The sequence below is a fragment of the Rodentibacter myodis genome (assembly GCF_001999305.1).
Taxonomy (GTDB): Bacteria; Pseudomonadota; Gammaproteobacteria; order Enterobacterales; family Pasteurellaceae; genus Rodentibacter; species Rodentibacter myodis.
In genome coordinates, this window is the sequence record NZ_MLHQ01000032.1 from 1 (window position 1) to 25689 (window position 25689).

Sequence of the window (25689 nt, forward strand, 5' to 3'; positions counted from 1 at the left end):
ACCGAAACAGGAACAACCGGATCAATCGCAGCCGCCTGTTGTACCGCCAAAACAGGAAGAACAACCGAAACCACCTGCTGTGCGACCAAAACCAGAATCACCAATAATAGAATGGAAAGGGGAACGCAAAATTGATTTGAAAGGAAATTCTTTATCAAATGATTATATTTCACTCACTGGCCATATGCCTTCTGTTAACGGTGGTTTACGTGTCGATCCAACAGATTTTGCGGTAAATCTAAATGAGCGATCAGAAAATGGACTAGGCTGGAATCAAGGGCGGATTACGGATGATAAATTGGCGGTAGATGATAGCTCGAAGTCTAATCAGTTGAATTACGTTGTTGTACATCAGCCTTATTCTTACTATGGTGTGTTGTATGATAATAACCGAGTAATAAATTCAGACGGTAAGGGATTCAGTGCCTCTCAAAGAGGAGAGTTTATTGCTGGGGTGTATGCCGGAGATCCAATAGAGAAACCAAAAGGCTCCGCATCTTATCAAAGCCATATTGACGACGGGGTGATAGCTAGCAAGGAATATATAGATGGTAGTCTAAACGGTGTTTATTTAACGCCGGATGGCAGCATCACGTTAATCGCAAATTTTGATAAAAATACAGTAAGTGGTACTTTAAATTCTAGTACTCTCGGAAAAGTGGAGTTGGTTAACACTTCTATATATAATGATCGTGAGTTTTTGGGTGGTACGAAGACTAATGGTGGTGGTACGTACAGAGGATCTTTTTCTCGTAACTATCAGGATGTAGTTGGTTCTATAAGTCATGTTCGCGGTAAGGATGATAAGGGCAACTTTACATACAGTGCCGTCTTTGGTGCAACCAAACAGGAGCCGAAACCGAAGCAGTAATATTTAGTTTTGTTATATTTGCTAACGCCACTCAAGTGTGTGGCGTTTTTTTATTAAATAAAGATTATGACTGTAACTCAAATAGAAAATAGATCATTCTCTCTTATTTAAGAATGATAGATTGCAACTTAAATCAGAATACAATGAAAACGCCTAAATTTTTAACCGCACTTTTTCCTCTATTTTTAACCTTACCAACCGTTGCTGCCACGTTCTCAGAGCCACAACAAAACATCAAAGTGGCAGAGCCGGAGAAAGCCGAGCCGGTGGTGCGCATTCAGGGGCAAAATAACCAACCATTAACGTTTAAAAAAACAGTATCTTTACCCGTATTTTATTAGAGTATGGCGATATTCGTTATACTCTATTTATTTTGTTATAGCGCAACCGAAGAAAATTTTATTATTTTATTTTTTGTCTTTTGTAAATTATAATGCCGAGCTTTTTTAAGAAAAGCGCAATATATAACTATACTAATTTACTTATTAATTTTTTATGGAGAAATTCAATGTCTTTGAAAATGAAAAAAACACTTGTTGCTATTTGTGTAGCGATGCTAGCCACAGCTTGTAGTTCTAGTGGGGGGGATGCATCTCCGTCTCAACCAAATCCACCTGCTCAAAATCCAAAATCAGAGCAGCCAACACCACGGGTTACACCACCCAAATCGGAGCAACAGGATCAATCACAGCCACCTGTTGAACCGCTAAAACCGGAACGACAGGATCAACCACAACCACCTGTTACACCACCCAAATCGGAACAACAGGATCAACCACAACCACCTGTTACACCACCCAAATCGGAGCAACAAGATCAAGCACAACCACCTGTTGAACCGCCAAAATCGGACGAACAACCGGTACCGCCGGTAGTGCCTCCAAAACAGGAAGAACAACTAAAACCACCTGCAGTGCGACCAAAACCGGAATCCCCAGTAATAGAATGGAAAGGCGAACGCAAAATTGATTTGGATGGAAACTCTTTATCAAAAGATTATATTTCTCTTACTGATCACATGCGCGTGGTTTCTGTTACTGGGGGGTTACGTGTCGAACCAAAAAATTTTGCGGTAAATTTAAACGAGCGATCAGAAAATGGACTAGGCTGGAATCACGGTTCATTTGACGGTGAGGGCTTGGTGGTAAATGATGGTACGGGCAGTAATCAATTAAATTATGATATTATTCATCAGCCTTACTCTTACTATGGCGTGTTGTATGATAATAACCAGGTAAATTCAGCAGGTGAGAGACTTAGTAACTATCAGAGAACTGAGTTTATTGGCGGTGTATATAACGGAGATCCAATAGAGAAACCAACAGGCTCCGCATCTTATCAAAGTAAAGGAGATTATGGGGTGCTAGCCAACCTGCAATATCTAGATCTAGAAACAGGCATAGCAAAAGATAATCGTCTGGAAACTGATGGTAACATCACATTAACAGCAAATTTTGATGAAAATAAAGTGAGTGGAACTTTACATTCCAAGTCACTTGGAGAAGTAAAATTAAATGAAACTGTAATATATGGGCAGCGTGAGTTTTTAGGTGGTACTAATACCAGCGGTGGTGGTTCGTACAGAGGATATTTTTCTCCTAATTATCAGGATGTCGTTGGTACTATAAGTAATGTTCTCGGTAAGGATGATAAGGGCGACTTTACATACAGTGCTGTATTTGGTGCGACCAAGCAGGAGCCGAAACCGAAGCAGTAATATTTAGTTTTGTGATGTTTGCTAACGCCACGCAAGTGTGTGGCGTTTTTTATTAAATAAAAATTATGACTGTAACTCAAATAGAAAATAGATCATTCTCTCTTATTTAAGAATGATAGATTGCAACCTAGATCAGAATACAATGAAAACACCTAAATTTTTGACCACACTTTCCCCCCTATTTTTAACTGTTCCTGCCGTTGCCGCCACTTTCTCCGAACCCCAACAAAACATCAAAGTAGCAGAGCCGGAGAAAGCCGAGCCGGTAGTGAGCATTCAAGGGCAAAATAACCAACCTATTCATTTTTCGGAAGCCGAACTTAAGGCAAATCCTGTATTAACCCAACAACTTTTAAGCCAAGCGATTTACAGCCGTGAACCGCAACTGATTGAAAAACTCTTAGCGATTTACCAAAATTTCCCTGAAAACGACCGCACTTTAGTGCAATTCGCCCAAGGTAAATACGCCTTTTTAACCGAAGATTTTAGCGGCGCGATTAATGCTTACCGCCAAATTCTCGCCGAACGTGCGGAACTTAACCCCGTGCGAATTGAACTTGCTATTGCCCTATTCCACGACCGCCAAAATGCCGCGGCGGAAGACCAATTCCAAAAAGCCTTAAGCGATAACACCACGCCACCCGAGGTTCGTCACCTTATCTCGCAATATCTCAACGCCTTGCAACAACGCGATGAATGGAACATTTCCGCCAGTGCCTATTATGTGCGGGATACCAACGTGAATAACACTTCCGACAGCCGTGATATTGAACAAACAGGCTATGTGAAAAATGACGATATGCTGCCGCAAACTGCTCACGGCATTGCCTATTCCCTTGGCATCAGCAAAGATTTCAACCTCGGCGGACGCTATTATTTCGCTTTAGATAACGATTTATTCGGTAAAAGCTATTGGGATAATCACGAATATGATGATTTATTTAACCGCACTTCCTTAGGGCTACGTTACAAAACCGCACAATCTACCTTGAGCCTCTTGCCATTCTATGAAAAACGTTGGTATGGCAACAATAGCTACCAATGGGCAAACGGCGCAAGATTAGAATTTAGCCATTGGTTAAATCCAAATTGGCAACTTTCCACCGCCACCGAATTTTCCAAACAACGCTATTTTGACAGCGACAGCCAAAACGGCAACACGAAATTGGTTTCTGCCACCTTAGTGTGGGCGAGAACGCCACAACAATTTTTCTACCTTGGCGGCGACTTTAACCGAGAAACGACCAAAGTCAAACAATATGGCTCAGACACCAAATCCCTCCGTTTCGGCTGGGGACAAGAATGGGGCAAAGGTATTTCCAGCCGTTTAGGCTTCGGCATTTCCCAACGCCACTACAAAGACAGAGCGGTGCTGGGTAGATTGCTTGACTTAGGCAAAGTGCGAAAAGACCGCATTTATAATGTAACCTTTACCCTATGGAAACGAGATTGGCACGTTTTAGGCATCACACCAAAACTGCAATTTTCCTACCGTAAGCAGAAAAGTAATATTCCAACAATTTACTCTTACGATCGAAAAAATGTGAATCTGATTTTTGAGAAAACCTTTTAAATATTTCACAACTATCGGTAGGAATACCGCATATCGCCTTTCTAAACTGTTATTTCGCAGTTCCCAAAGGCAAATTTTTTCGCTAGAATGCACCCAATTTTTTGACTTGAGAAAGGATAACATTATGTTTGGAAAAGGCGGTTTAGGCGGCTTGATGAAACAAGCTCAGCAAATGCAAGAAAAAATGCAAAAAATGCAGGAAGAAATCGCACAACTTGAAGTAACCGGTGAATCAGGTGCAGGCTTGGTGAAAATCACCATTAACGGTGCGCATAATTGTCGCCGTATCGATATTGATCCTTCTTTAATGGAAGATGATAAAGAAATGTTGGAAGATTTAATCGCCGCCGCGTTTAACGATGCCGTACGTCGTGCGGAAGAATTGCAAAAGGAAAAAATGGCTTCCGTAACCGCAGGTATGCCATTACCACCGGGAATGAAATTTCCGTTTTAAATTTGTTGGGTGCGTAAATATTAAGATTTGCGCACCGTTCATTTCATCTTTCCCTCTCATTGATCATTATGCAAAGCAGTCCACTTTTAGAACATCTTATTGAAAATCTCCGTTGTTTGCCCGGGGTCGGGCCGAAATCGGCACAACGAATGGCATATCACCTTTTGCAACGTAATCGCAGTGGTGGAATGAATTTGGCGCGTGCGTTGACAGAGGCGATGTCTAAAATTGGACATTGTTCACAATGTCGGGATTTTACCGAAGAAGAGGTGTGCAATATTTGTAATAATCCACGCCGTCAAAATTCAGGTTTGCTTTGTGTGGTGGAAATGCCTGCCGATATTCAAGCCATTGAACAAACGGGGCAGTTTTCCGGTCGTTATTTTGTGTTGATGGGGCATTTATCCCCCCTTGATGGCATTGGGCCGCGTGAAATTGGGCTTGATTTATTGCAAAAACGCTTGGTAGAGGAATCCTTCCACGAGGTGATCCTTGCGACCAATCCAACGGTAGAAGGCGATGCCACGGCAAATTATATTGCGGAAATTTGCCATTTACACAATATCAAAGTGAGCCGTATTGCACACGGTATTCCGGTAGGCGGTGAGCTTGAAACCGTGGATGGCACAACCCTTACTCATTCCTTCCTTGGTCGCCGTCAAATCGACTAATTCTTCATCCGATTATGCGTTTATTTATCGCCGAAAAACCCAGTCTGGCACGTGCTATTGCCGATGTGTTGCCAAAACCTCATCAATGGGGTGAGGGATTTATCAAATGTGGCGAAAAAGATGTGGTGACTTGGTGTGTAGGGCATTTGCTTGAACAAGCGGAACCCGATGCCTACGATCCCAAATTCAAACAATGGCGTTTAGAACATTTACCGATTATTCCCGAAAAATGGCAACTCTTGCCGCGAAAAGAGGTGAAAAAGCAACTTTCTGTGGTGGAAAAGCTGATTCATCAAGCGGATGAATTGGTGAATGCGGGCGACCCGGATCGCGAAGGGCAATTATTGGTAGATGAAGTGTTTAGCTATGCGAATTTAAACGCGGAAAAGCGAGATCAAATTCAGCGTTGTTTGATTAGCGATCTCAATCCAAGCGCGGTAGAAAAAGCGGTTAAAAAATTGCAACCGAATCGCAACTTTATTCCCCTTGCCACTTCAGCTTTAGCGCGGGCGCGCGCCGATTGGCTTTATGGTATCAATATGACACGTGCCTACACTATTCGAGGACGGCAAGCCGGTTATGACGGCGTACTTTCCGTTGGGCGGGTGCAAACGCCGGTGTTAGGCTTAATCGTGCGCCGCGATTTGGATATTGAACATTTTCAACCAAAGGATTTTTTTGAAGTCTTGGCTTGGGTTAATCCTGAGGGAAAAGCCGAAAAAACGGCGGAAAAATCGACCGCACTTTTTAGTTCATTATGGCAACCCAGCAAGGCTTGCGAAGATTATCAAGACGATGACGGACGGATTCTTTCCAAAGGACTGGCGGAAAATGTAGTGAAACGGATTACGGATCAACCGGCGGAAGTGACGGATTATAAAGATGTCCGTGAAAAAGAAACTGCTCCCTTGCCTTATTCATTATCCGCCTTGCAAATTGATGCGGCAAAACGTTTTGGTATGTCGGCACAAGCCGTGCTGGATACTTGCCAGCGTTTGTATGAAATCCACCGTTTGATTACTTATCCGCGTTCCGATTGTCGCTATTTACCTGAAGAACATTTTGCCGAACGCCACAATGTGCTGAATGCGATTTCCGTGCATAGCGAGGCTTATCAAACCTTGCCGGATGTGGTGAATCCTAATCAACGCAACCGATGTTGGAATGATAAAAAAGTGGAAGCACACCACGCCATTATCCCAACGGCAAAAAATAGACCCGTAAATTTAACGAATGATGAACGCAATATTTATGGCTTGATTGCACGTCAATATTTAATGCAGTTTTGCCCCGATGCGGAATATCGAAAAAGCAAAATCACATTGAATATCGCCGGCGGAACGTTTATTGCTCAAGCCCGAAATTTGCAGACGGCAGGCTGGAAAGCCTTATTAGGCAAAGAAGATGACACGGAAAACCAAGAACCGCTTTTGCCAATTGTAAAAAAAGGGCAAATTTTGCATTGCGAACGGGGAGAAGTGATAAGTAAAAAAACACAACCGCCCAAGCCTTTTACCGATGCCACATTGCTTTCTGCAATGACCGGCATTGCCCGTTTTGTGCAGAATAAAGAATTAAAAAAAATTCTGCGTGAAACCGATGGATTGGGGACGGAAGCCACGCGCGCAGGCATTATTGAATTGCTTTTCAAACGTGGTTTTCTGATTAAAAAAGGCCGGAATATTCATAGTACGGAAACCGGCAGGATTTTAATTCAAGCCCTACCTGAAATTGCTACGCAACCTGATATGACGGCACATTGGGAAGCGCAATTAACGGATATTAATCAAAAAAAGGCAACCTACCGACAGTTTATGCAGGGGTTAAATCAAATGTTGCCGGATTTGGTTCGTTTTGTGGATTTCAATGCCTTACGACAATTAAAACAAGTACGCCGAACTTTAAAAACAACGGCAAAACCGCGTAAAAGTGCGGTCAAAAAAACAAGAGAATTGAAAGCGGAGAAATCGGTTGATTAAAGTTGATACAGTTAAACAATAAATAAGAAAAAAAACTTGCGGAAGACAAAAAAAAAGAATAGTATTCGTCCCCAGTTTTCTTGCGTAACGCGCAGTTTAGAGTAGAAAAAATGTATCAAGTTCTTTTATTTATTTACGTTGTTGTGGCGATTGCTTTAATCGGCTTTATTCTCGTTCAACAAGGTAAAGGTGCGAATGCCGGTGCATCTTTTGGCGGTGGCGCATCAGGCACAATGTTTGGTTCAGCAGGTGCCGGTAACTTTTTAACTCGTACCAGTGCTATTTTAGCAACCATCTTTTTTGTCATTGCACTTGTGTTAGGCAATATGAATTCTCATCGTAACAATGTTGAAAAAGGTGCATTTGACGATTTATCTCAAGCAGCCGAACAAATTCAACAGCAACAACAAGTTGCACCTGCAGTTGAGAATAAAAATAGCGATATCCCGCAATAATAGGATAAATAAGAATTAACGCTCTGGTGGTGGAATTGGTAGACACGCTATCTTGAGGGGGTAGTGACCGAAGGTCGTGCGAGTTCAAGTCTCGCCCAGAGCACCAAACTGAAGTTTTATACATTCCAAACGATACCAAAAAGCCTTGAAAATACTGACTTCAAGGCTTTTTTATTGTCTTATCCAGTCCAATCAGAACCTATCGAATCCTTGAGTTTTAGTAGTAGATTTAGTAGGATCTTTTTAAAATGAAAAATGATGTACTACTAAAAACGCATAACCTATTGATAATATTGTAGAAAAATACGGTTATTAATTTGTGGCAAGATACTACTAAAATATCCTACTACTATGTCGCGTACTACTAAACCACTTCGACAAACTGAAATCACCAAGGCAAAGCCTAAAATCAATTCTGATGGTTCACTTTCTAATAACAAACTCACAGACGGAAAAGGGCTTTATCTTCTCGTAACGCCAAATGGCTCGAAATTGTGGCGGTTAAATTACTATAAGCCTATTACCAAAAAGAGAACTGAAATGAGCTTAGGGGCTTTCCCTGATGTCTCTTTAGCCGAAGTAAGACAAAAGCGGGAAGAGATTTTGACTTTATTGGCTCAAGGTATCGATCCGCAAATCCACCGGCAACAGCAAGAGATAGCCGAATTAACAAGGCGTACCAACATATTTTTAACCGTAGCGGAAAGCTGGCGGGAAAGTAAGAAAGGCAATATCAAGGAATTAACTTTAAGCAAATATTGGGCAATTGTTGAAAACTATCTTTTGCCGATTTTGGGGAATTTACCTATCAGTGAGATCACACCGGCAATAGCAAAAAGGGCTTTAGAAATTCCCTATAAACAGGGAAAGGCTGAAATGTATCGTAAATCAGTGAAGTTACTTAATGCCATTTTAAATTATGCGGTTTATTCATTATTTGCCATTCCTTTTAATCCTTGTGAAAAAATCGCAACAGCTTTTGAGCCGCCAAAACGTGGGAAGAATCCAAGCATTAAGCCGGAAGAATTACCGCAATTTTTGGAACATTTAGAAAATTCATCAACTGATCTTTTAACAAGGTATCTTATTAAATGGCAGCTTTTAACAATGGTTAGACCGAATGAAGCCGTCACTGCTGAATGGAGTGATATTGATGAACACAAGGGCGTATGGACGATTCCGGCACACAAAATGAAACAAACAAAAGCCAATGCAGATAGACCGCATTTAGTCCCGCTTTCTAAACAAGCAAAATCCTTACTTGAGAAAATCAAACGACTTGCCGGCAACTCCCCTTATTTATTCCCCAGTTTGAGATCAACAGAGGGGCATTGTTCGAGCCAAACAGCAAATAAAGCTATTAGGGATAATATGAGCTACAAGGGCAAGCAAACTGCGCACGGCTTACGCAAAATTGCCAGTACTTATCTGCACGAAAAAGGCATTATGCCTGATGTGGTGGAAATGTGTTTAGCGCATACGATTCAAGGGATAAGAGGCGTTTATAATGAGGCAGAATATCTCACTCACCGTAAAAAAGCCCTTCAAGTATGGGGAGATTATGTCGAACAATGCCAGTTAAGTGCGATAGCTCATCATTTAAAAATGGTTGTTTAAATCTGAAATGAAAGTGCGGTCGAATTTAGCCGCACTTTTTCTTTTGACTGGATATAATAACAGGTTATAATGCGTCCAATAAAGACCTTTCAAGTCTTACGAAATCCAAACCAATTTACACGGCTAGGCGTGGCTTAATTACCCACCCCGAAAGAGAATAACCCTATTTGTTCTTTGCCGTGTTCTCACTGAATAGGGTACGCATAGGGGCGTTAAAAGATGGCTAAAACCCAACAATATTATAATTCACTCCCAGAATGTTCTATTATTGATTATGAGGTTATTCCTCTGCCAGAAGCGGCTTTGTTATGGTGTGGAGTTAAATTTGAAGATTTAGCGGGGGAAACAGAATTATTAACAAATATTTCTCAAAGTATTTATAGACATCCATATATCCCCTGTCTTGAAAAAAAGACTAGGATATTAAATAGAGTAGTAAATAATGGTGAACTAAGGGCGGTAAGAGAACATGGAGATGGTGGCGAAAAATACATAGACCCTACAACTAAAGAAGAAAAAATTGATCATGTCGCTTATAGTCGTAGGCACTTTTGGATTTCTGATTTAAAAAAATTTATTTCTGAAAATTACCCAAATGATCGCCCTAAAACCATTTTTCACAATGAAGAATTAAAGCCCGTTATTGATTCAGCTGAATATGAACGAATGAACAAAGAGTATCAAAAGTATTTAGCTGAAAATACCAATTTACAAGCCAAATTAAATGAAATTAAAACAGAGTTAGCAAATAAAGAAAGCCGAATCAGAGATCAAGATTTAGCAATGCAATCTTTATCTATTCAGCTACAACAGGCTAAACTAAGCCAACAAGATGCTGAAGAACGGTTAGAGCGAGGTCGTAATCTATACGCAGAGCTATCAAATAAATATAAAGCACTGGCAGCCGATCCTAATAGCAAATTAAATTTAGATAATGCACTCTATTTACTTGGAGAAGTATTGCAAACAGTCAAATCAAAAGCTAAAAAATGGACACAAGGAGAAATCATAAGAGACATTTTAGAGCAACGACAAACTGAAAACAGAACAGCTCAAGGCTTAGAGCAACGCACAATAGAAGAATATTTCTCTAATGCTAATAAACGGCTAACTCCATAAATCACTAACGCCCACCTAGGGCGTTTTTTTATTTCCGAAAAATCCTTCCAAATCAATCCTATTTTTTCGCAGCGAAAATATCTTTTTCGTTGCGATGATTCAATATTTCCACTTTTCTACAATCCCCACCGACACAAGGAAAGCCAAAACAGGCTTATCAATTCTTAATCACTATCATTTATGGAGAAAACACAATGCCAATGAAAACCTCAATGCCAGAGACCGCCCATCAACAAGACAGCATTATCAGACGAAATGCAGCGATTAATCGTTTTGGCGTGAGTAAATCCACTTTTTCCGATTGGCAGAACCCAAAATCTAAACGTTATCGCCCTGACTTCCCGAAGAAAATTCAATTAGGCGTAAATTCCGTTGGCTACCTTGAAAGCGAGATTAACGCTTACATAGCCAAACTTGCCGAGAATCGACCATAAGGCGGCCAAATGGAAACAATTAACACGACAGATACCCACGAACAACGGCTTTTTATTCTGCAGTGTTTACGCAAGAAAGAACACAGCACACACGAATTAAGAGCTAAGGGGATTTACTACCCACCGGCACGAATCAAGGAGCTACGGGATAAAGGCTATGTGATTGATACCTTTTACCGAGATGAAACCGATTCAAGCGGATTAGTTCACCGTGTGGGCGTTTATGTATTACACGAAAACGAAGTGAGCCAAAAATCTTAATTTAACGAGCATAGCGCGATTTTTACGATAAACAATGCAAAGCCATTAATCCACCACCGATTTTGCAATAGGGCGTGATTTTGGCGCATTTAATCGCATAGAAAGGTATTTAGACAATGACAGAGACAACACCGGAAAACAACAGCCAAGAAAAACCAACATTGCAACAAGCGAGGGAATATTTAGAACGGATTATTTCCATTGCCGACAATATGGCGAAAGGCACACCGCTAAAAAGCGACATCACAGAGCGGGAAGTATGGGCAACTATCCACCGACATTTAGGCAATGTAGACCGCTTGATTGAAATTGCCCAAGAACAGTTAAGGGAGATTTAACAATGGCAGACCTTACGCCCAAGCAAGAAGCCTTTTGCTTGAAATACATTGAGCTAGGCAACGCAAGCGAGGCATATCGCCAAACCTACAACGCTGAGAATATGAAACCTGAAAGCGTTCACCGTAAAGCCGCTGAATTACTGGCAGACGGCAAGATCACGGCAAGGATTGAGGCATTACAGGCGGAGCATATGAAACGCCATAATTTAACCGTTGATAAGGTGATCATGGATTTATTGGAGCAGTGCGCCGTATGTATGGGCAAAAAGTCAGTTAAGACCACTATCACGATAAAAAACAATCAAAGCGGCGAAATTAAATGCGTAGAAGTGGATCGTTACATATTTGAACCTGCAGGAGCAAACAAAGCTCTTGAATTGCTTGGTAAACATCTTGGTATGTTTAAAGACAGGGTGGATCACACCATCACCCCGGCGCAAGATTTACCGCCACTGATTAACCTCTTCTTCACTGATGAGAAACCTGACGAACACAAGAGAGCAAATTTAAATGAAATGCGCCATTGCAAAACACAATGATTTACTACTGAAACAAGCGATTCAACACTACCGGAAATCATCAACGATATTCACGTTTTTAAGCCTATATAGCGATTTTGAGCCTTATCCCTTAGATGAGGTGGTGGACGTGCTAAAACGCAAGATAAGCGATTTAGAGAGCGAATTAGAGCCGTGGCGAAAGTTAGGGCGGGAGAATGAAGCCTTAGAAACCCAGTTTTACACCTTGAAAAAACATTTAAAGGCAATGGAACAACGACAAGGAGAAATGACAGATGAACACTAACCAAGAACTACTAGAGGCAGTCTTTCCGAAAGTCTTTCATAAAGAGACCGTGGCAATGACCGATTCATTAAAAGTCGCTCAATACTTTGGGAAACGACACGACAACCTACTGCAGAGTATTAAAAATCTAGGTTGTTCAGAAGAATTTAACGCCCTGAATTTTAAGGCGGTTAAATATACCGATGATAAAGGCGAAAAACGTCCAATGTACCTAATGACTCACGACGGTTTTACTCTCTTAACAATGGGCTTTACCGGAAAGAAAGCAATGCAATTCAAAGAGGCATACATCACCCAGTTTAACAAGATGAAAGATTGGATAACGGCTAAATCCAAACTTTCACACGACCAACACCGAATGAATGAGGCGATTAAATTTCACCTTGAAAGCACTGGCAAGCAAGATGAACACATTTACAGCCGAGAGAATAACCTTGTCTATGTGGTGGCGTTAGGCTCAAGCCGTAAGAAATGGCTTAAAGATAACGGTTATTCCCCTGATGATGAAATCCGAGACCATTTAACCGAAAGCCGGTTACAGCTCATTGATGACCTACTTTCTGAAAATGCGGTGATGATTAAGTTAGGAATGAACTATCAGGAACGCAAAGCCAAGTTAGAGCAATCTGCCCTTTATTCCTTGCGTAAATGGGCGTTGGCGGCATAGGGGTGACCCGATGAATTTTAATTTAGCAGAGGAAATCAGAAAAATGTTAGAGCTTATGGATAAATCCCCGAGGGTAAATCGTTTTGTATGGTTCGTCACCATTTTTGGCGGCAGCATTTTTTTAATCTGGCTTTTGCTCAATGGCTTTCCGAGCGTGATTGAGGCTTTGATTAAATGGCAACAAATGACGGGTAAACCATAGGAATAAATAATTTCTGGACCAATACGTGCGCGTACGTGCGCGCGAATATATGGGCTAATTCTTGAATTTAAAGCACAGCTGAATTTTCAGCTAAGTAAAAAACATTCCCGAAATAATAGGGATTTAATTCCCGAAAAAGTAGGGAGCAGATTGGAGGCAGAATGAAAGAAGAAATCATCCAATTTTTAATGTTTATCAGCCTTTTGATTATCGCTTTCAGTCTTGCCAGATAAACAAAACGCCAAGGGCAAAGCCGATGGCGTGATTTACTAACTACACTAACTAAAAGAGATTCGATATGAAAAAATTTCAAATTCATTCTAGCACAGTAGAAGACAATTACTATGCTTTAGGCTCAATACCACGAGAGGATAACTCTTTACGCAAAATGCGCTTAATCCAAGTGGCTAGCGCAATATCACCATCAATTCTTGCTTGTTCCTCTAATTGCTGGCGAAAACCATCAGATAGTCTTAGTTGGTATTGTGTAGATTTATTTTCTTTTTTGATTGACATTGTAATTACTCCAATTTATTATTCAAGACAATGTAATTACATAATAACGACAATTACAGAAATAAACAAGGCTCAGCAATGCGGGAACATTGAAGAGCCTCTAATCATCACCTTACTAAAACGGAGTAAGACAATGACTAATCTCAATTATACAGGCTATCTTGAGCTTGCAAAATGCTTTACCTCAAATTTAGGTAAAGTAAAAAAATCCAACAAAAACTACTTTACAAAGTGCGGTCAAATTCATTATAGTTTTTACGCTTTAGCAAAATCTAAAGCCGAGCGTGGAAACTCGAATTTATCACCAACGGCGAACAGCACGCCAAATCGTGCTTTTTTTGTTCGTAATATACGCACACCTAAAGAAAATAGCGGACGCCAAAATGCGTTGGCTATTATTCTCTCAATGGTAGAGCGTATTGGGCAACGTTTAATCGTTGGCTGCGTTCCGTTGGTAGCAGTTTTCCACCCCGATACGTTCTACCGCCAAGCGTGGAAACTTGCGGTAGATGTTTACAATTTACCGACGGAGTTTTCAACGATGATTTACAAATTCCTACTCTTAGGCAATAAACGCCTACGTCTATCTATTTACGCCAAAACCGAAGCGGAAGCCCGCCAACGGTTAGACTTAACGCCTGATACCGCTCTTTTCATTGCAAGAATTAAGGGGACGTTTATGCGTAAAGACATTCCTGTTCAAAATCACAGCTTGCGAAATGCCGTTGTTGTGGGTAGTATTAAAAGCACTATCACTAATAACGGACACCGCACCCGTAAGACTTGCGGATTTTTTACACCTCAAATTCCCTCAATAGGTTTACTACACCTATTCAAAGCCGAATTTGTGGCAAGGTCTATACGTCGAAATAAGGCGGAGTTTATCCGCACGAATAAGGCGAGCCGATTATTAGCGGTAGTTGAAACCTTGCCACGCCTTTTACAGGTTGGCAAATCAAATTTACTAATTACTAATAAGAGATTTCCCACAATGAAAACCTATCAAAATTCAACCGCACTTTTGGCGGCACTCCCTACCCCTGTTTTATCTTCAACACAAGGGGGCGCAAATGTTTAATCAATCTATTTTATCCGTTCTTCAAAATTGCACGAGTTTTAACAAACTCAACAAGCACAGCGAAATCGACCTAATGAGCGAGGAAGATTTAAAAGCCTTGCGCAATGAATCGGAAAATCTGTGTGAATCTATCGAATATGGCTTATTTCATCTGGGCGATATGATGGCAAATTTAGGTTATTTGGCTGATTCTGAACAAGATTTTAGCCATTGCGCCATGAATAACGACAACGTAAAACATATTGGCGGACTGATTAAAGCAAACGCCTATTTGCTCAACGCTTTGAGAGAAACAGCAGGATTAGCCGAATTTCACCTTAGCAATATGAAAGGGGGGCGTAAATGAATAACGTCATCCTACACTATCAAGACGGGCGCACGTTTATTTGTGCGGAAGGTGTCACCCTTGCACGGGCGGAAGAAATCAAAGCCCATGTTGAATCAAACAGAGAGGACTTTAGCTATCGTGATGTTGTGGCGGTGGAGATTAAGCACACAGGGGGAAATGATGAAACCAACTAACCCAATGGCACAGCTTGAACAATGGAAAGCGAACCACCGCCAAAACAAAATCAACTGGTTTGTCAGTGAAATGAACGAACGCAAAATTGAGCCGGTTAAAAATGCCGCTGCCCTCAAAATTGAGGACACCCCAAAAACGCAACAGGAAACGCAAGGCGCAACGAAAGGAAAACACAAGGGGAAACTCCCCCTTAATCCGCTGGCGTTGAAACTGGCGCAATTTAACCGCCAATTTGACCTGATAAAACAGAGTAACCAACTTTGCGTGGAAAAATACCCCGATTGTTTTCATCACAAGCTGAAATTATCGGCAGAATGTGCGGATTTAATCGAGCGGCTAAACAATGGGCGGGCATTGCTGAAAGCCTTATCCACCGGCGTAACTTTAACCCAAGAACAGACCGCACTTTTAAAATCATTCAATCAGGCGCATTCTTACCTTGTATTTAAACTGGGCGAGGTGGTGGACGATGTGAAAGCCAATCAAATCACCTTGATTGAACAAACCAAAATCAATGACGGCAAAGGGGGCAACGATGAATAACACCTATCAAGTTATCGGTTACAGCCAACAAAAGCCCATTGTTTTAGGCTCAACAGAAAACCAATCTCAAGCCCTAAACCTTGCAGAAAAAGCCTTGAAGGATGAAATCTATCAAGCGGTGGTGATTAAAAAACAAGGGGGAAGCAATGACTAAAACAACAAAACCCAATCCTTTACAAGAAAAGCTGGATTGGTCGGCTTATTCCGAACGGGAGAAAGCGGCGTTGGCTTGTGGTGCGGAAGAGAGGGAGATTGCTTTTCCCGCCTTGTTTTCACTGCTTGACGGGCTAAGAGAGGCGATTATTCCCGCTAATGCCGAGCTGAAAGGCTATGATGATTATCTGCGGGCGTTGGTGGCTGATTGCCATTATGTGGAGAAATGGCTGATTAAATCAATGCCGGCACGTAAGGGCGTTTGCAATGTAGATGATGTGTTAGCAAATTTAAGCGTGGAAGAAATCCAACAGGATTTAATGAAATTCACCGTATTAGGCTTTCTGCGTGCCAATATCGCTTTAATCTCTCAAGAAGCACAGATTGCCCTTGCTCAAATAGAAAAGCGCACAGCGTGCGAAACAGGGGGCAATAATGGCATTCACTAAAAAAGCCTACAACCTCAACGCGATTGAACAAGCCAACATTTCACCCTTGCAGGAAATTTATGTTTTATTAGGTGGCAATGTGTGGACATTCTATCGACAAAACCCCAAAGACCGCACCACGGACGGGCAAGGCTTAGGGTGGCAGTTATTGGCAGACAGCACGGATAAAGACAATCCCAACCGCTATGAGGAGCTACCGGTTCTCTTTGATGTACGCAATATTGAGGAATTATCTATCACGGCATTACTCCCCAATGCCCACCAAGTGGCAAGCCTTGTTGATACTGACGGTTATTTCAACGTAAAAGAAACCGTAAATGGCGTGGCTATTCGAGAACACGATAATCAACTCACCGCACTTTGCCTACACCTTGCCAAAAACACCTGCCTTGAACGGCTTTATTTGCGTAATACCGTGGGCGAAGTGGTGGAAGATTTAAGCGGATTTATTCAACGTTTACGCAATAAAGAACAAAGTGCGGTCGATTTGGCGGAAGTTTTAGAACGGGCCGTGATTGAACCAAGCCGAGATAAACATCAGCCTTACACCGAAGAACGCAAGGAAAACGGCATAGCGGGGATTTATCGGGTGATACCGAAGTTTGACAAGGACACGGGAGATTTAACCGAAAAATGCGAATGGTTAGCCGATTGTGTAGACGTGGTAGGCGTAGGGATTTCCGAGAGTGATTATTTTTCTATGCTTTCCTTTAAGGCGCAGGGAAAAACCGAACCGACTTTAATCGCGCTCCCGTGGGCGGATATTGGCGAGCGTGCCGGCTGGCAACTGCTTAAACAAAAAGGCGTGCGGATAACCAATAGCCAACGGCTCAAACCTTATTTGGCGGATTATCTGCAAGATACCCAAAACAAACCGATTTATCAGATAGTGAACGAAACAGGCTGGCAAGCAGATTTTAACGCGTATATCTTGCCAAATGGTGAAGTATTGGGAAATCCCGCCAAACCGATTTATTTCAACAGTAAATCATCCACCACCGCAGGCTATCAAGCCAAAGGCACGTTGCAGGAATGGCAGCAGGAAATCGGGCAATATCTCAAGGGCAACCACTCAATGATGTTGGGCGTGGCTTGCGCGTTGGCTGCCCCTTTGATTGGCTTGATTGGTGCGGAAAGTTTTGGCGTGCATTTATTCGGAAAATCCAGTGCGGGGAAAACGACTATCGCCAATATTGCCAGCTCAATCTATGGTGAGCCGGATATTATCCGGTTATCGTGGAACGGCACCAGCCTAGGCTTAATTAACGAGGCAGCCGCACGAAATGACGGCTTTATTCCCCTTGATGAAATCGGACAAGGGGCAAGTAAAAAGCACGTAGAACAAACAGCCTATGCGTTATTTAATGGCGTGGGGAAAATCCAAGGGGCAAAGGAGGGTGGAAACCGAGAATTGAACCGCTGGCGCATTCTTGCCTTTTCCACCGGTGAACAGGATTTGGAGCTTTACCTCAAGCAGGACAATATCAGAACCAATGCAGGGCAATTAGTGCGCTTGTTAAATATCCCTATCACGCAGGCGAACACGTTTTATCATTTTGGCAATGGCAAAGCCCACGCCGACCATTTAAACGCCATGGCAAAGCGTTACTATGGCACAATGGGGAAAGCGTGGATTATGTGGCTATTGGAAAATAAAAATGCGGTGGTGGCTGAATATCAACGCTTGAGTGAACAATGGCAAGCAATGTTACCCAATGACGCAAGCTCGCAGGTAAAACGGGTGGCAGGTCGATTTGCCATACTTGAAACCGCCCTACAACTGGCAAGCCCTTTTACCGGTTGGAAAACACAGGATAATCAGACCGCACTTTTACACAGCTTTAATGAATGGGTGAACGAGTACGGACTACACTCAAGGGAAGAGAAACAAATCATTGAACAGGTGAATGGGTGGCTATTGCGAAACGGGGCAAGGTTTATCGAATTTCCCTTTAATCCGAGCCAAAAAGAACCGAATGATACGGCAGGTTATCGCCAGTTAGCCGACAGCAAAGCACCACAAGAAAGCGATAAATACTGGGTTTTCCCGCAGGTTTATCTTGAAGATGTGATTAAGGGATTTAATGAGAAACAGGCGAATGAAACGCTTTTCAATGCCGGAATGTTGATGTTAGGAAAAGAGAAAGGGCGAAAATATCTCAATCGTTTACCTAAAACAATGAGCGGAGGTAAAACTATCCGTTGTTATGTACTTGAGATTTTAGACGAGGAAGAACAGGGAGAAGAAAGCGAAGAAAAGGAATAAATCACCGATTTTGAAAGGTGCAGGCTATCAAAAAGAAAAGAGCAGATCAGAAATGATTTGCTCTTTTTTTATCCACCAGCAAAAAATTATTTTCCGTGTGTAGATGAATTAAAAAATACTGGGCATTTTGGGCACGTAATAGACTAAACATAAATATATCAACAACTTATAAAAAATAGCGTGCCCAAATATCCCTTTTTCGTGCCCAAAAATGGGCTTTCCGTGCCCAAATTTAGGACTTTCGTGCCCAGTCAAAAAATAAGCATTTTTCTTTCGAGCCCAATTCGTGCCCAGCCGTGCCCAGTGCATTGGGCACGAAAATGCGTCTTAAGTTATTGATTTTAAAGGTCGTGCCCAAAGTGCCCAGCGTGCCCAGTGTTTTTCTATTATCTATACACTTTTTTATTTTTTTGTGTGGTGGAAAGTCTTAGGTTGATCCATAGGTGAAACTTTATAAAAACGCAGAAAAAGAATCACACCGTATAGGAACGGATAGAAACATATAAGACCGCATAAGAACGCATTAATAGGTAAAAACAGTTTACTTTAAAAAAATAAAGTCCTATAATCTGCCCCAATCGTGGCGCAACCACTGACCTTAGGGGTTATCTTGCTTGTATAATCTACCTGACAAGTCAAGTTGCGCCCTTGCCTTTCTAAAATCTATAACCTCATGACCAATTCTACAAAGCCTCATAAAGAATATTTAGATCTTATCAATCAACTCAAACAAAGAGGGATGATTATACAAGATGAGAAATATGCAGAGAAAAAATTATCGCAAGTGGGATATTACCGTTTATCCGGTTTTTGGCATATTTCAAGAACTCCAAACCAAGATAGAACATTTAGCGATAATTTCATACAAGGAACTGATTTTAACGAGATTTATAGGCTGTATATTTTTGATAAAAAGTTACGGTTGCTTTTGTTGGATATCATCGAACGGCTAGAAATTAACATAAGAACAATAATGGCTCATGAATTAGGGAGGATAAATCCTTTAGCTTATGAAGATCACAGTATAATCAATCGTAAATTCCTTCAACATAATTGGAACCCCCGGAGCAGTTATTTATTCTCAAAATGGCAAGACTCTTTAACTGCCAAAATAGAGCGATGTAAGGATGATTTTATAGAATGGCATAGAAAAAACGAAAATCCTTTGCCATTTTGGGTAATTACAGAAACATGGGATTTCGGCACACTATCTAAATACTACTCTTTACTAAATGGGCAATATCAAAGAAAAATAGCGAAACATTTCAATATTGATGAAAGAACTCTTACTAATTGGCTTAATGAAATAAATATAGTGAGGAATTTAGCTGCTCATCATTCTAGAGTATGGAATCGAGACTTTAATCAAATAAATATCCCTAATTTCAACAGTCAGAGCCAACAGAAATTTAAAAGAGCCGGTGCATATTTCTCAAATATCAACCTAGATAATAAAGCTAAATCAAGAATCTTTGGTAGAATTGCTGTCCTTTGGTATTTAATTAGTCAAAATAGCAGCAATTATCAATGGCTACAAAAACTTAAAGAACTAATAGAAACTTTCCCTAATATCCCCAATGCAAAATTAGAGTCTATGGGGTTAATGAGCCACTTATCATTACCTATTCATTTAATGAATTAAACTATAGGTAAAGAGATATGAAACACAGAGAATCACTTATTGATTCAGAGGGCGAAGTAAGAGCATTAACCGAAGAAGATTTTGCGCTTGCGAAACCTTTAGCTGAAGCAATGCCACCCGAATTTGTTGCTATGGTGACAGCTCATCAAAATGAAATGGAACAGCAAGGAAAAATCAAAACAGGACGAGGTAAACAAAAAGCACCGACTAAACAATCTATCACGTTAAGATTATCGCCTGAAGTGATTCAAACATTCAGAGCAACGGGGCAAGGTTGGCAAACACGTATTAATGAAGTACTTCTAGAGCATATTAAGACTATATAACAAGGAATGGATAAGATGAATTTATCAACAGATAGTTTCTTTTCAAATGCTATAAGCCCATTGAATGAATTAGCAGCTTACGAAGCATTATGGAAAGATAAAAGTACATTTAAACAAATTGCGGATTTATTTCGCAAATACCCAGATTCCCCACCATCCGAGTTTGTGAGACCTGAAGAAATTAAATCTATGCGTAGCTTTATCATTTCTCAAATGAATGAAAAAGGAATAAATGATTACGAGATAATGATAAATGGTACCTTAGACTATCCAAAAAGATTACGAGATGCTAGAAATCCGATTGAAATATTTTATTATCGGGGAAATTGGGAAGTTATAGAACATCCTAAACGGGTTGCAATCGTAGGCTCAAGAAACCCAAGTATAGAAGGATTAAAAAGAACCAAAAAAATAGCGAGATTATTAGTCGAAAAGGATTACACAATAGTATCTGGTTTGGCAAAAGGCGTTGATACGATGGCGCATAGAACAGCAATCGAAAATGGGGGGAGAACAGTTGCAGTTATTGGGACTCCGATTACAGAATATTACCCTTCGGAAAATAAAGAATTACAAGACCAAATTGCAAAAGATTATCTTTTGATTAGTCAAGTTCCATTATGGATATACTCACAACAAGATTATAGAAGCAATCGAGCCTTTTTCCCTGAAAGAAATGTAACAATGTCAGCTTTGACTCAAGCCACAATCATTGTTGAAGCAAGCGAAACATCAGGAACATTAATACAAGCTAGAGCAGCATTATCACAAAATCGAAAACTCTTTATTTTAGATAGTTGTTTTGAAAACCCTAATATTACTTGGCCAGAGCGTTTTTTGAAAAAAGGAGCTATAAGAGTTAAGGATATTACAGATATAACAGAAATTCTTGAGGAGTAGATTGTTATGTGTGAGTTTATTCTAAGACAAATAGATGAGAGTAACATTTCAGACTGCTATTATTTAGATTCTGATGATATATGCCATTATTGGGGAACATATACCGCTGGGAAAGGGCATAGTTTTAGTTGTACAAATCAATTGATATCTAATCTAAAGAAGTCAATGGATAAGAAAAAATATCCACTAGAGTGGCGTCATAAAGTCAAAGCTGTAGAAGATTGTGCTAAACTCATAAAAAGTAGTCTTGATGGTATAAAAGAGTATCAAGGGGTACATATATTAGTTGTTCCAATCCCCCCTTCAAAGGCTAAAGCAGATCCTATGTATGATGATAGAATAAGCCAAATAGTTGATTTAGCAACAAGGACTACCATAACAAAAAATATATATTTTGATGAACTAATTATCCAAGGAAAAAGCACTGAAGCCTCTCATACTATATCAGAAAAAAGACCAACTCCTGAAGATCTTCGTAAACGTTACAGCTTAACTAAAGAAATACCCGATGAGGTTACGCATATTATTTTAGTAGATGATGTTTTAACTACTGGAAGTCATTTTAAAGCCATCAAATCAATGATAAAAGCTGAGAGACCAGACATTAAGGTGATAGGTTTATTTATTGCAAAAACAAAACATATAGAATAGCGATTCAAAAGGCTTAGTGTAGCGCATTGAGCCTTTTTTATTGAATTTCGTACCCAGTACGCGCGCGTGCGCGAGAGCCAAACCGATTTTTACTTGGGGAGGGCGGATAAAAAGTTCAGAGAAAAAGCCTCAAATACCGCTTGGAGAACCCTCTTTCATCACTATTACAGTTTTTCTCCCCTTTTTTGGCAGAAGATGATGATGACCGGAAATTCAAAAAACTGCCGAAAACCGCGAGTTCGCAACCCCGTGGAATGGGGTATCCCCTCGGGAGTACCTTTTAATGATCACCCCATAATCACTTGCTATCACTGGCTTTACTGCCATTCTATGAGGAAATAGGATCACCCTGTTGAATTGATTATCCCGTTCATATTTATTCAATTATCGTTCGACATCTATCGACATCCACCAACGGTGAAAGTTATTTTGCCAGTTATTAAATTTTACTTAATGACTTAACCTCAACTTGAGGATAAACAACGAGACCAAAAAAGGACCGGTTAAAGGTGAACGCACTTTTGCGCCCACCTAGATTTTACTGAAAGAGTAAAGCCAGTTTTACCAAAACGGGAAATATTACCTAAAAAGGGAAATCTAACTTACCTGAAAAGAGTAAATTTTAGTGGCTCAATTTGAGCGGCTAAATTGGGGTGATCGCCATTGGCTGATACCCTCTCTTTACGATCCAAATAATTGTTCAAAGAATAGTCATTTTAGTAGGTTACTTTTGATTTTAGTAGTAGATTTAGTAGTACAATTTTAATGTTGAATTTCATAAATTCAGTATGTAAAAGGATTTAATGCTATCAATTCAAGTCTCGCCCAGGCACCAAATAGTAAAACCGACTTTAGTGTCGGTTTTTTTTTCGTTTAAAAATACCTAAGTGCTAGTTATTATTCATCAATTTCGTTACAATCCACCGATTTTATTTTTTAACCTTAGGAGAATACTATGAACTTTCCCAAAATCGCTGAACAAGTGATAGAAAAGCTGGGTGGTAAGAGTAATATCGCCACCGCAGCCCATTGTGCAACACGTTTGCGTATTGTATTGAATGATGAAAGCAAAGTTGACAAAGAAGGCATCGATAATATTGATGGTGTAAAAGGTCAATTTTCTGTTGCCGGTCAATACCAAATTATTTTTGGTTCAGGTACGGTGAATAAAGTGCATGAAGAGCTTACCAAACAATTAGGTATTGGTGATGTGAGTAAAGCGGAAGTGGCAGAAGCGGCTGCCGGCAACCAAGGGTTATTACAACGTTTGGTGAAAGGCTTAGCGGATATTTTCGTGCCTATCATTCCTGCGATTGTGGCGGGCGGTTTATTGATGGGTATTCATTCAATGCTGACTTCCGTCGGTTTCTTCTGGGAAGGTCATTCGGTTGTAACGAAATATCCGGAAGTCTCCGATTTGGTCGATTTTATCAACACCATTGCTAATGCACCGTTTGTATTTTTACCGGTATTGCTCGGTTTTTCTGCTACCCGAAAATTTGGCGGTAACCCATTCTTAGGTGCGGCATTAGGGATGCTTTTGGTTCACCCTGCGTTGGCAGACGGTTGGAACTATGCAAAAACCTTAATGGAAGGCAACATCAAATATTGGAATATCTTTGGTTTTGAAATTGAGAAAGTCGGTTATCAAGGTACGGTGATTCCAACCATCATTTCCGCTTGGGTGCTTGCCACTTTAGAAAAAACATTCCGTAAATTTGTCCCTTCTTATTTAGATAATCTCATCACGCCGTTATTTTCACTGTTTATTGCAGGTTGCTTGGCATTTACCGTGATTGGGCCATTTGGTCGTGAGGCTGGTTCTTTAATTTCCAGCGGTTTAACTTGGTTATATGATACGCTTGGTTTTGTGGGCGGTGCGATTTTCGGGACATTCTATGTGCCAATCGTGATTACCGGTATGCATCAAACCTTTATTGCGGTAGAAACGCAATTATTAGCGGATGTAGCACATACCGGCGGTACTTTTATTTTCCCAATTGCCGCAATGTCGAACATTGCCCAAGGGGCGGCTTGTTTGGGCGTAGCGGTTGCATTAAAAGATCCGAAAGTGCGTGGTTTAGCCGTACCTTCCGGTATTTCGGCATTATTAGGTATTACTGAGCCGGCGATGTTTGGTGTGAATTTACGTTATCGTCAAGCATTCTTTGCCGCAATGATTGGTTCAGGCTTGGCAAGTGCCTTTATTGCGTTCTTTAATGTAAAAGCAATTGCCCTTGGAGCGGCAGGTTTCCTCGGCGTGCCGTCAATCAAACCGGATAGCTTGGCAATGTATAGTGTGGGAATGGCAATTTCCTTTATCGTTGCATTTAGCTTATCTTTTATGATGGTAAAACGTGCAAATACAAAATAAGCAATAATCGAAATACAAAAAAAGTGCGGTCAATTTGAGCGCACTTTTTAATCTAACTGTTTTAAATAACCCCTTCCTAATTGACTCATTTGCCGCATAATCCATTGTTGTTTTTTACGCACTAAGGCACTCGGTTTATTTACTTTGTAAATAATTGGATTTGGTAACACCGTGGCTAATAATGCCGCTTCTGATTGGGTTAAATTTTTTGCGGATTTTTTAAAATAATGGCGGCTTGCCATTTCCACGCCAAAAATACCGTTGCCAAATTCCGCAATATTTAAATACACTTCTAAAATACGTTTTTTTGACCAGCCCAATTCTAATAACATTGTCGCCGGTACTTCCAATCCTTTGCGTAGCCAACTTTGACCGTGCCACAGCATTAAATTTTTAGCGGTTTGTTGTGAGATGGTTGAACCGCCACGAATTTGGCGTTTTGATTTTTCGTTATATTGAAAGGCTTTTTTAATCGCTTCAAAATCAAAGCCATAATGGTGAGGAAATTTTTGATCTTCCGCAGCGATAACGGCAAGTTGCATATTCGGAGAAATGTTTTCAATGTTCACCCAGTCCGATTTCGCCCAATAATGAAAATCACCCACGAGCCAGTGTCCGATTTGCTGTTGCACCATATAAGCGGAAAAAGGGATGGGAACAAAACGAAAAATCAGCACAAAAGCAAAAATGGCGAGGAAAAATCGCATCACTACCCGTTGCCAATTTTTCTTCCACCATTGAGGACTGAGTAAGCACAAAAGTGCGGTCAAAATTTGCTTAGTTTTTTTCCACATTATCAAGATGTTGTTTCACCCATTTCATAAAATCAGGATCCATTGTTTTAATCATATTTGAACCGCGGGTGATGGTGGCGGCACTGGTATTGAGGTTTTGTTGAATTTCCCGTTGGGATAAATTTTTGTCGAGAAGTTGTGAGACAATTTGTAAACGTAAACCCACGGCATCGCGTTCGTCCGCCGTGAGTAGCAAGGTTAAAAGCTCTTGTGCTTTGCCTTGCTCGAAAGCGGTTTGCAACATAGCAAGAAAAGCCTGCCATTGATCTAAATTGCGACTGATATACATAGTGATACCTTATACTATTAAAC

Annotated in this window: 32 protein-coding genes and 1 tRNA gene; 30 read left to right on the plus strand and 3 right to left on the minus strand. The window is 40.7% G+C overall.

Features of this window, described 5'->3' with window-relative positions:
• From BKL49_RS12370 to BKL49_RS10925, 18 genes are all read left to right on the plus strand, one after another.
• Positions 1-871 (plus strand): HupA family protein (locus BKL49_RS12370; protein WP_077425351.1); only part of this gene is annotated, 871 nt, incomplete at its 5' end.
• 143 nt (positions 872-1014) lie between these two features.
• A complete protein-coding gene (locus tag BKL49_RS10845; RefSeq protein WP_077425353.1) occupies positions 1015-1212 on the plus strand; it encodes a hypothetical protein in 198 nt (65 codons plus the stop codon).
• 167 nt (positions 1213-1379) lie between these two features.
• Positions 1380-2588 carry a HupA family protein gene (locus tag BKL49_RS10850; protein ID WP_077425355.1) on the plus strand — a complete coding sequence of 403 codons (1209 nt, stop codon included), beginning with the start codon at positions 1380-1382 and terminating at the stop codon, positions 2586-2588.
• Positions 2589-2730: 142 nt separating this feature from the next.
• On the plus strand, positions 2731-4161 hold the full coding sequence (locus tag BKL49_RS10855; RefSeq protein WP_077425357.1) for a surface lipoprotein assembly modifier: 1431 nt from the start codon (positions 2731-2733) through the stop codon (positions 4159-4161).
• 124 nt (positions 4162-4285) lie between these two features.
• Positions 4286-4615 (plus strand): YbaB/EbfC family nucleoid-associated protein, encoded by a 330-nt coding sequence (locus tag BKL49_RS10860; protein WP_005629464.1) that lies wholly within the window; start codon positions 4286-4288, stop codon positions 4613-4615.
• A gap of 68 nt (positions 4616-4683) precedes the next feature.
• A complete protein-coding gene (recR, locus tag BKL49_RS10865; protein ID WP_077425359.1) occupies positions 4684-5286 on the plus strand; it encodes a recombination mediator RecR in 603 nt (200 codons plus the stop codon).
• 14 nt (positions 5287-5300) lie between these two features.
• Positions 5301-7265, plus strand: a complete 1965-nt coding sequence (locus tag BKL49_RS10870; RefSeq protein WP_077425361.1) for a DNA topoisomerase III — start codon at positions 5301-5303, stop codon at positions 7263-7265.
• A gap of 110 nt (positions 7266-7375) precedes the next feature.
• Entirely contained in the window at positions 7376-7720 is a 345-nt protein-coding gene (gene secG, locus BKL49_RS10875) for a preprotein translocase subunit SecG (protein WP_077425363.1), read from the plus strand.
• Positions 7721-7740: 20 nt separating this feature from the next.
• A tRNA-Leu gene (locus tag BKL49_RS10880) sits at positions 7741-7826 on the plus strand.
• A gap of 245 nt (positions 7827-8071) precedes the next feature.
• On the plus strand, positions 8072-9337 hold the full coding sequence (locus tag BKL49_RS10885; protein WP_077425365.1) for a tyrosine-type recombinase/integrase: 1266 nt from the start codon (positions 8072-8074) through the stop codon (positions 9335-9337).
• A gap of 219 nt (positions 9338-9556) precedes the next feature.
• Entirely contained in the window at positions 9557-10456 is a 900-nt protein-coding gene (locus tag BKL49_RS10890) for a DUF334 domain-containing protein (protein ID WP_077425367.1), read from the plus strand.
• Between the two features lie 194 nt (positions 10457-10650).
• Positions 10651-10890 carry a helix-turn-helix transcriptional regulator gene (locus BKL49_RS10895; protein ID WP_244151997.1) on the plus strand — a complete coding sequence of 80 codons (240 nt, stop codon included), beginning with the start codon at positions 10651-10653 and terminating at the stop codon, positions 10888-10890.
• Positions 10891-10899: 9 nt separating this feature from the next.
• Positions 10900-11151, plus strand: coding sequence for a helix-turn-helix domain-containing protein (locus BKL49_RS10900; RefSeq protein ID WP_077425369.1), 252 nt, complete (start codon positions 10900-10902; stop codon positions 11149-11151).
• Between the two features lie 116 nt (positions 11152-11267).
• Complete coding sequence (locus BKL49_RS10905; protein WP_077425372.1) at positions 11268-11489, plus strand: hypothetical protein; 222 nt, start codon at positions 11268-11270, stop codon at positions 11487-11489.
• A 2-nt stretch (positions 11490-11491) separates the two neighbouring features.
• The gene (locus BKL49_RS10910) at positions 11492-12028 is read left to right on the plus strand and encodes a terminase small subunit (RefSeq protein ID WP_077425374.1); all 537 of its coding nucleotides are present in this window, start codon (positions 11492-11494) and stop codon (positions 12026-12028) included.
• Entirely contained in the window at positions 12000-12293 is a 294-nt protein-coding gene (locus BKL49_RS10915; protein ID WP_077425376.1) for a hypothetical protein, read from the plus strand. The genes BKL49_RS10910 and BKL49_RS10915 overlap by 29 nt, the downstream gene beginning before the upstream one ends.
• Positions 12283-12960 (plus strand): Rha family transcriptional regulator, encoded by a 678-nt coding sequence (locus BKL49_RS10920; protein ID WP_077425378.1) that lies wholly within the window; start codon positions 12283-12285, stop codon positions 12958-12960. The genes BKL49_RS10915 and BKL49_RS10920 overlap by 11 nt, the downstream gene beginning before the upstream one ends.
• Positions 12961-12970: 10 nt before the next feature.
• Positions 12971-13162 (plus strand): hypothetical protein, encoded by a 192-nt coding sequence (locus BKL49_RS10925; RefSeq protein WP_077425380.1) that lies wholly within the window; start codon positions 12971-12973, stop codon positions 13160-13162.
• A 342-nt stretch (positions 13163-13504) separates the two neighbouring features.
• Here the strand turns inward: BKL49_RS10925 and BKL49_RS12440 are convergent, their stop codons facing one another.
• Complete coding sequence (locus tag BKL49_RS12440) at positions 13505-13678, minus strand: hypothetical protein (protein WP_167367147.1); 174 nt, start codon at positions 13676-13678, stop codon at positions 13505-13507.
• Positions 13679-13811: 133 nt separating this feature from the next.
• On the opposite strand from BKL49_RS12440, the gene BKL49_RS10930 reads away from it, so the two are divergent.
• The 12 genes from BKL49_RS10930 (at position 13812) to BKL49_RS10980 (ending at position 24583) form a co-directional block, all read left to right on the plus strand.
• Positions 13812-14756: an ash family protein gene (locus tag BKL49_RS10930; protein ID WP_077425382.1), complete on the plus strand. Its 945-nt coding sequence runs from the start codon at positions 13812-13814 to the stop codon at positions 14754-14756.
• 73 nt (positions 14757-14829) lie between these two features.
• The gene (locus BKL49_RS10935; RefSeq protein ID WP_425271888.1) at positions 14830-15102 is read left to right on the plus strand and encodes a hypothetical protein; all 273 of its coding nucleotides are present in this window, start codon (positions 14830-14832) and stop codon (positions 15100-15102) included.
• Complete coding sequence (locus BKL49_RS10940; RefSeq protein ID WP_077425386.1) at positions 15099-15278, plus strand: hypothetical protein; 180 nt, start codon at positions 15099-15101, stop codon at positions 15276-15278. Before BKL49_RS10935 ends, BKL49_RS10940 begins: the two co-directional genes overlap by 4 nt.
• Positions 15262-15822 (plus strand): hypothetical protein, encoded by a 561-nt coding sequence (locus BKL49_RS10945; RefSeq protein ID WP_425271887.1) that lies wholly within the window; start codon positions 15262-15264, stop codon positions 15820-15822. The genes BKL49_RS10940 and BKL49_RS10945 overlap by 17 nt, the downstream gene beginning before the upstream one ends.
• A complete protein-coding gene (locus BKL49_RS12375) occupies positions 15815-15976 on the plus strand; it encodes a hypothetical protein (protein WP_158074794.1) in 162 nt (53 codons plus the stop codon). The genes BKL49_RS10945 and BKL49_RS12375 overlap by 8 nt, the downstream gene beginning before the upstream one ends.
• Positions 15969-16424, plus strand: a complete 456-nt coding sequence (locus BKL49_RS10950; protein WP_077425390.1) for a hypothetical protein — start codon at positions 15969-15971, stop codon at positions 16422-16424. The genes BKL49_RS12375 and BKL49_RS10950 overlap by 8 nt, the downstream gene beginning before the upstream one ends.
• The gene (locus BKL49_RS10955) at positions 16411-18690 is read left to right on the plus strand and encodes a DUF927 domain-containing protein (protein ID WP_244151998.1); all 2280 of its coding nucleotides are present in this window, start codon (positions 16411-16413) and stop codon (positions 18688-18690) included. Before BKL49_RS10950 ends, BKL49_RS10955 begins: the two co-directional genes overlap by 14 nt.
• Positions 18691-19363: 673 nt before the next feature.
• The gene (locus BKL49_RS10960; RefSeq protein ID WP_077425392.1) at positions 19364-20332 is read left to right on the plus strand and encodes an Abi family protein; all 969 of its coding nucleotides are present in this window, start codon (positions 19364-19366) and stop codon (positions 20330-20332) included.
• A 17-nt stretch (positions 20333-20349) separates the two neighbouring features.
• Positions 20350-20658 carry a BrnA antitoxin family protein gene (locus BKL49_RS10965; RefSeq protein ID WP_077425394.1) on the plus strand — a complete coding sequence of 103 codons (309 nt, stop codon included), beginning with the start codon at positions 20350-20352 and terminating at the stop codon, positions 20656-20658.
• Between the two features lie 15 nt (positions 20659-20673).
• On the plus strand, positions 20674-21558 hold the full coding sequence (locus tag BKL49_RS10970; protein WP_208607826.1) for a DNA-processing protein DprA: 885 nt from the start codon (positions 20674-20676) through the stop codon (positions 21556-21558).
• Between the two features lie 6 nt (positions 21559-21564).
• Positions 21565-22209, plus strand: coding sequence for a hypothetical protein (locus BKL49_RS10975; protein ID WP_077425398.1), 645 nt, complete (start codon positions 21565-21567; stop codon positions 22207-22209).
• Between the two features lie 955 nt (positions 22210-23164).
• The gene (locus tag BKL49_RS10980) at positions 23165-24583 is read left to right on the plus strand and encodes a sucrose-specific PTS transporter subunit IIBC (protein ID WP_077425400.1); all 1419 of its coding nucleotides are present in this window, start codon (positions 23165-23167) and stop codon (positions 24581-24583) included.
• Positions 24584-24630: 47 nt separating this feature from the next.
• Here BKL49_RS10980 and mtgA read toward each other — a convergent pair whose 3' ends face one another.
• Entirely contained in the window at positions 24631-25377 is a 747-nt protein-coding gene (gene mtgA / locus BKL49_RS10985; RefSeq protein ID WP_077425402.1) for a monofunctional biosynthetic peptidoglycan transglycosylase, read from the minus strand.
• Entirely contained in the window at positions 25361-25666 is a 306-nt protein-coding gene (gene trpR, locus BKL49_RS10990; RefSeq protein WP_077425404.1) for a trp operon repressor, read from the minus strand. Before trpR ends, mtgA begins: the two co-directional genes overlap by 17 nt.
• Positions 25667-25689: the final 23 nt, after the last annotated feature.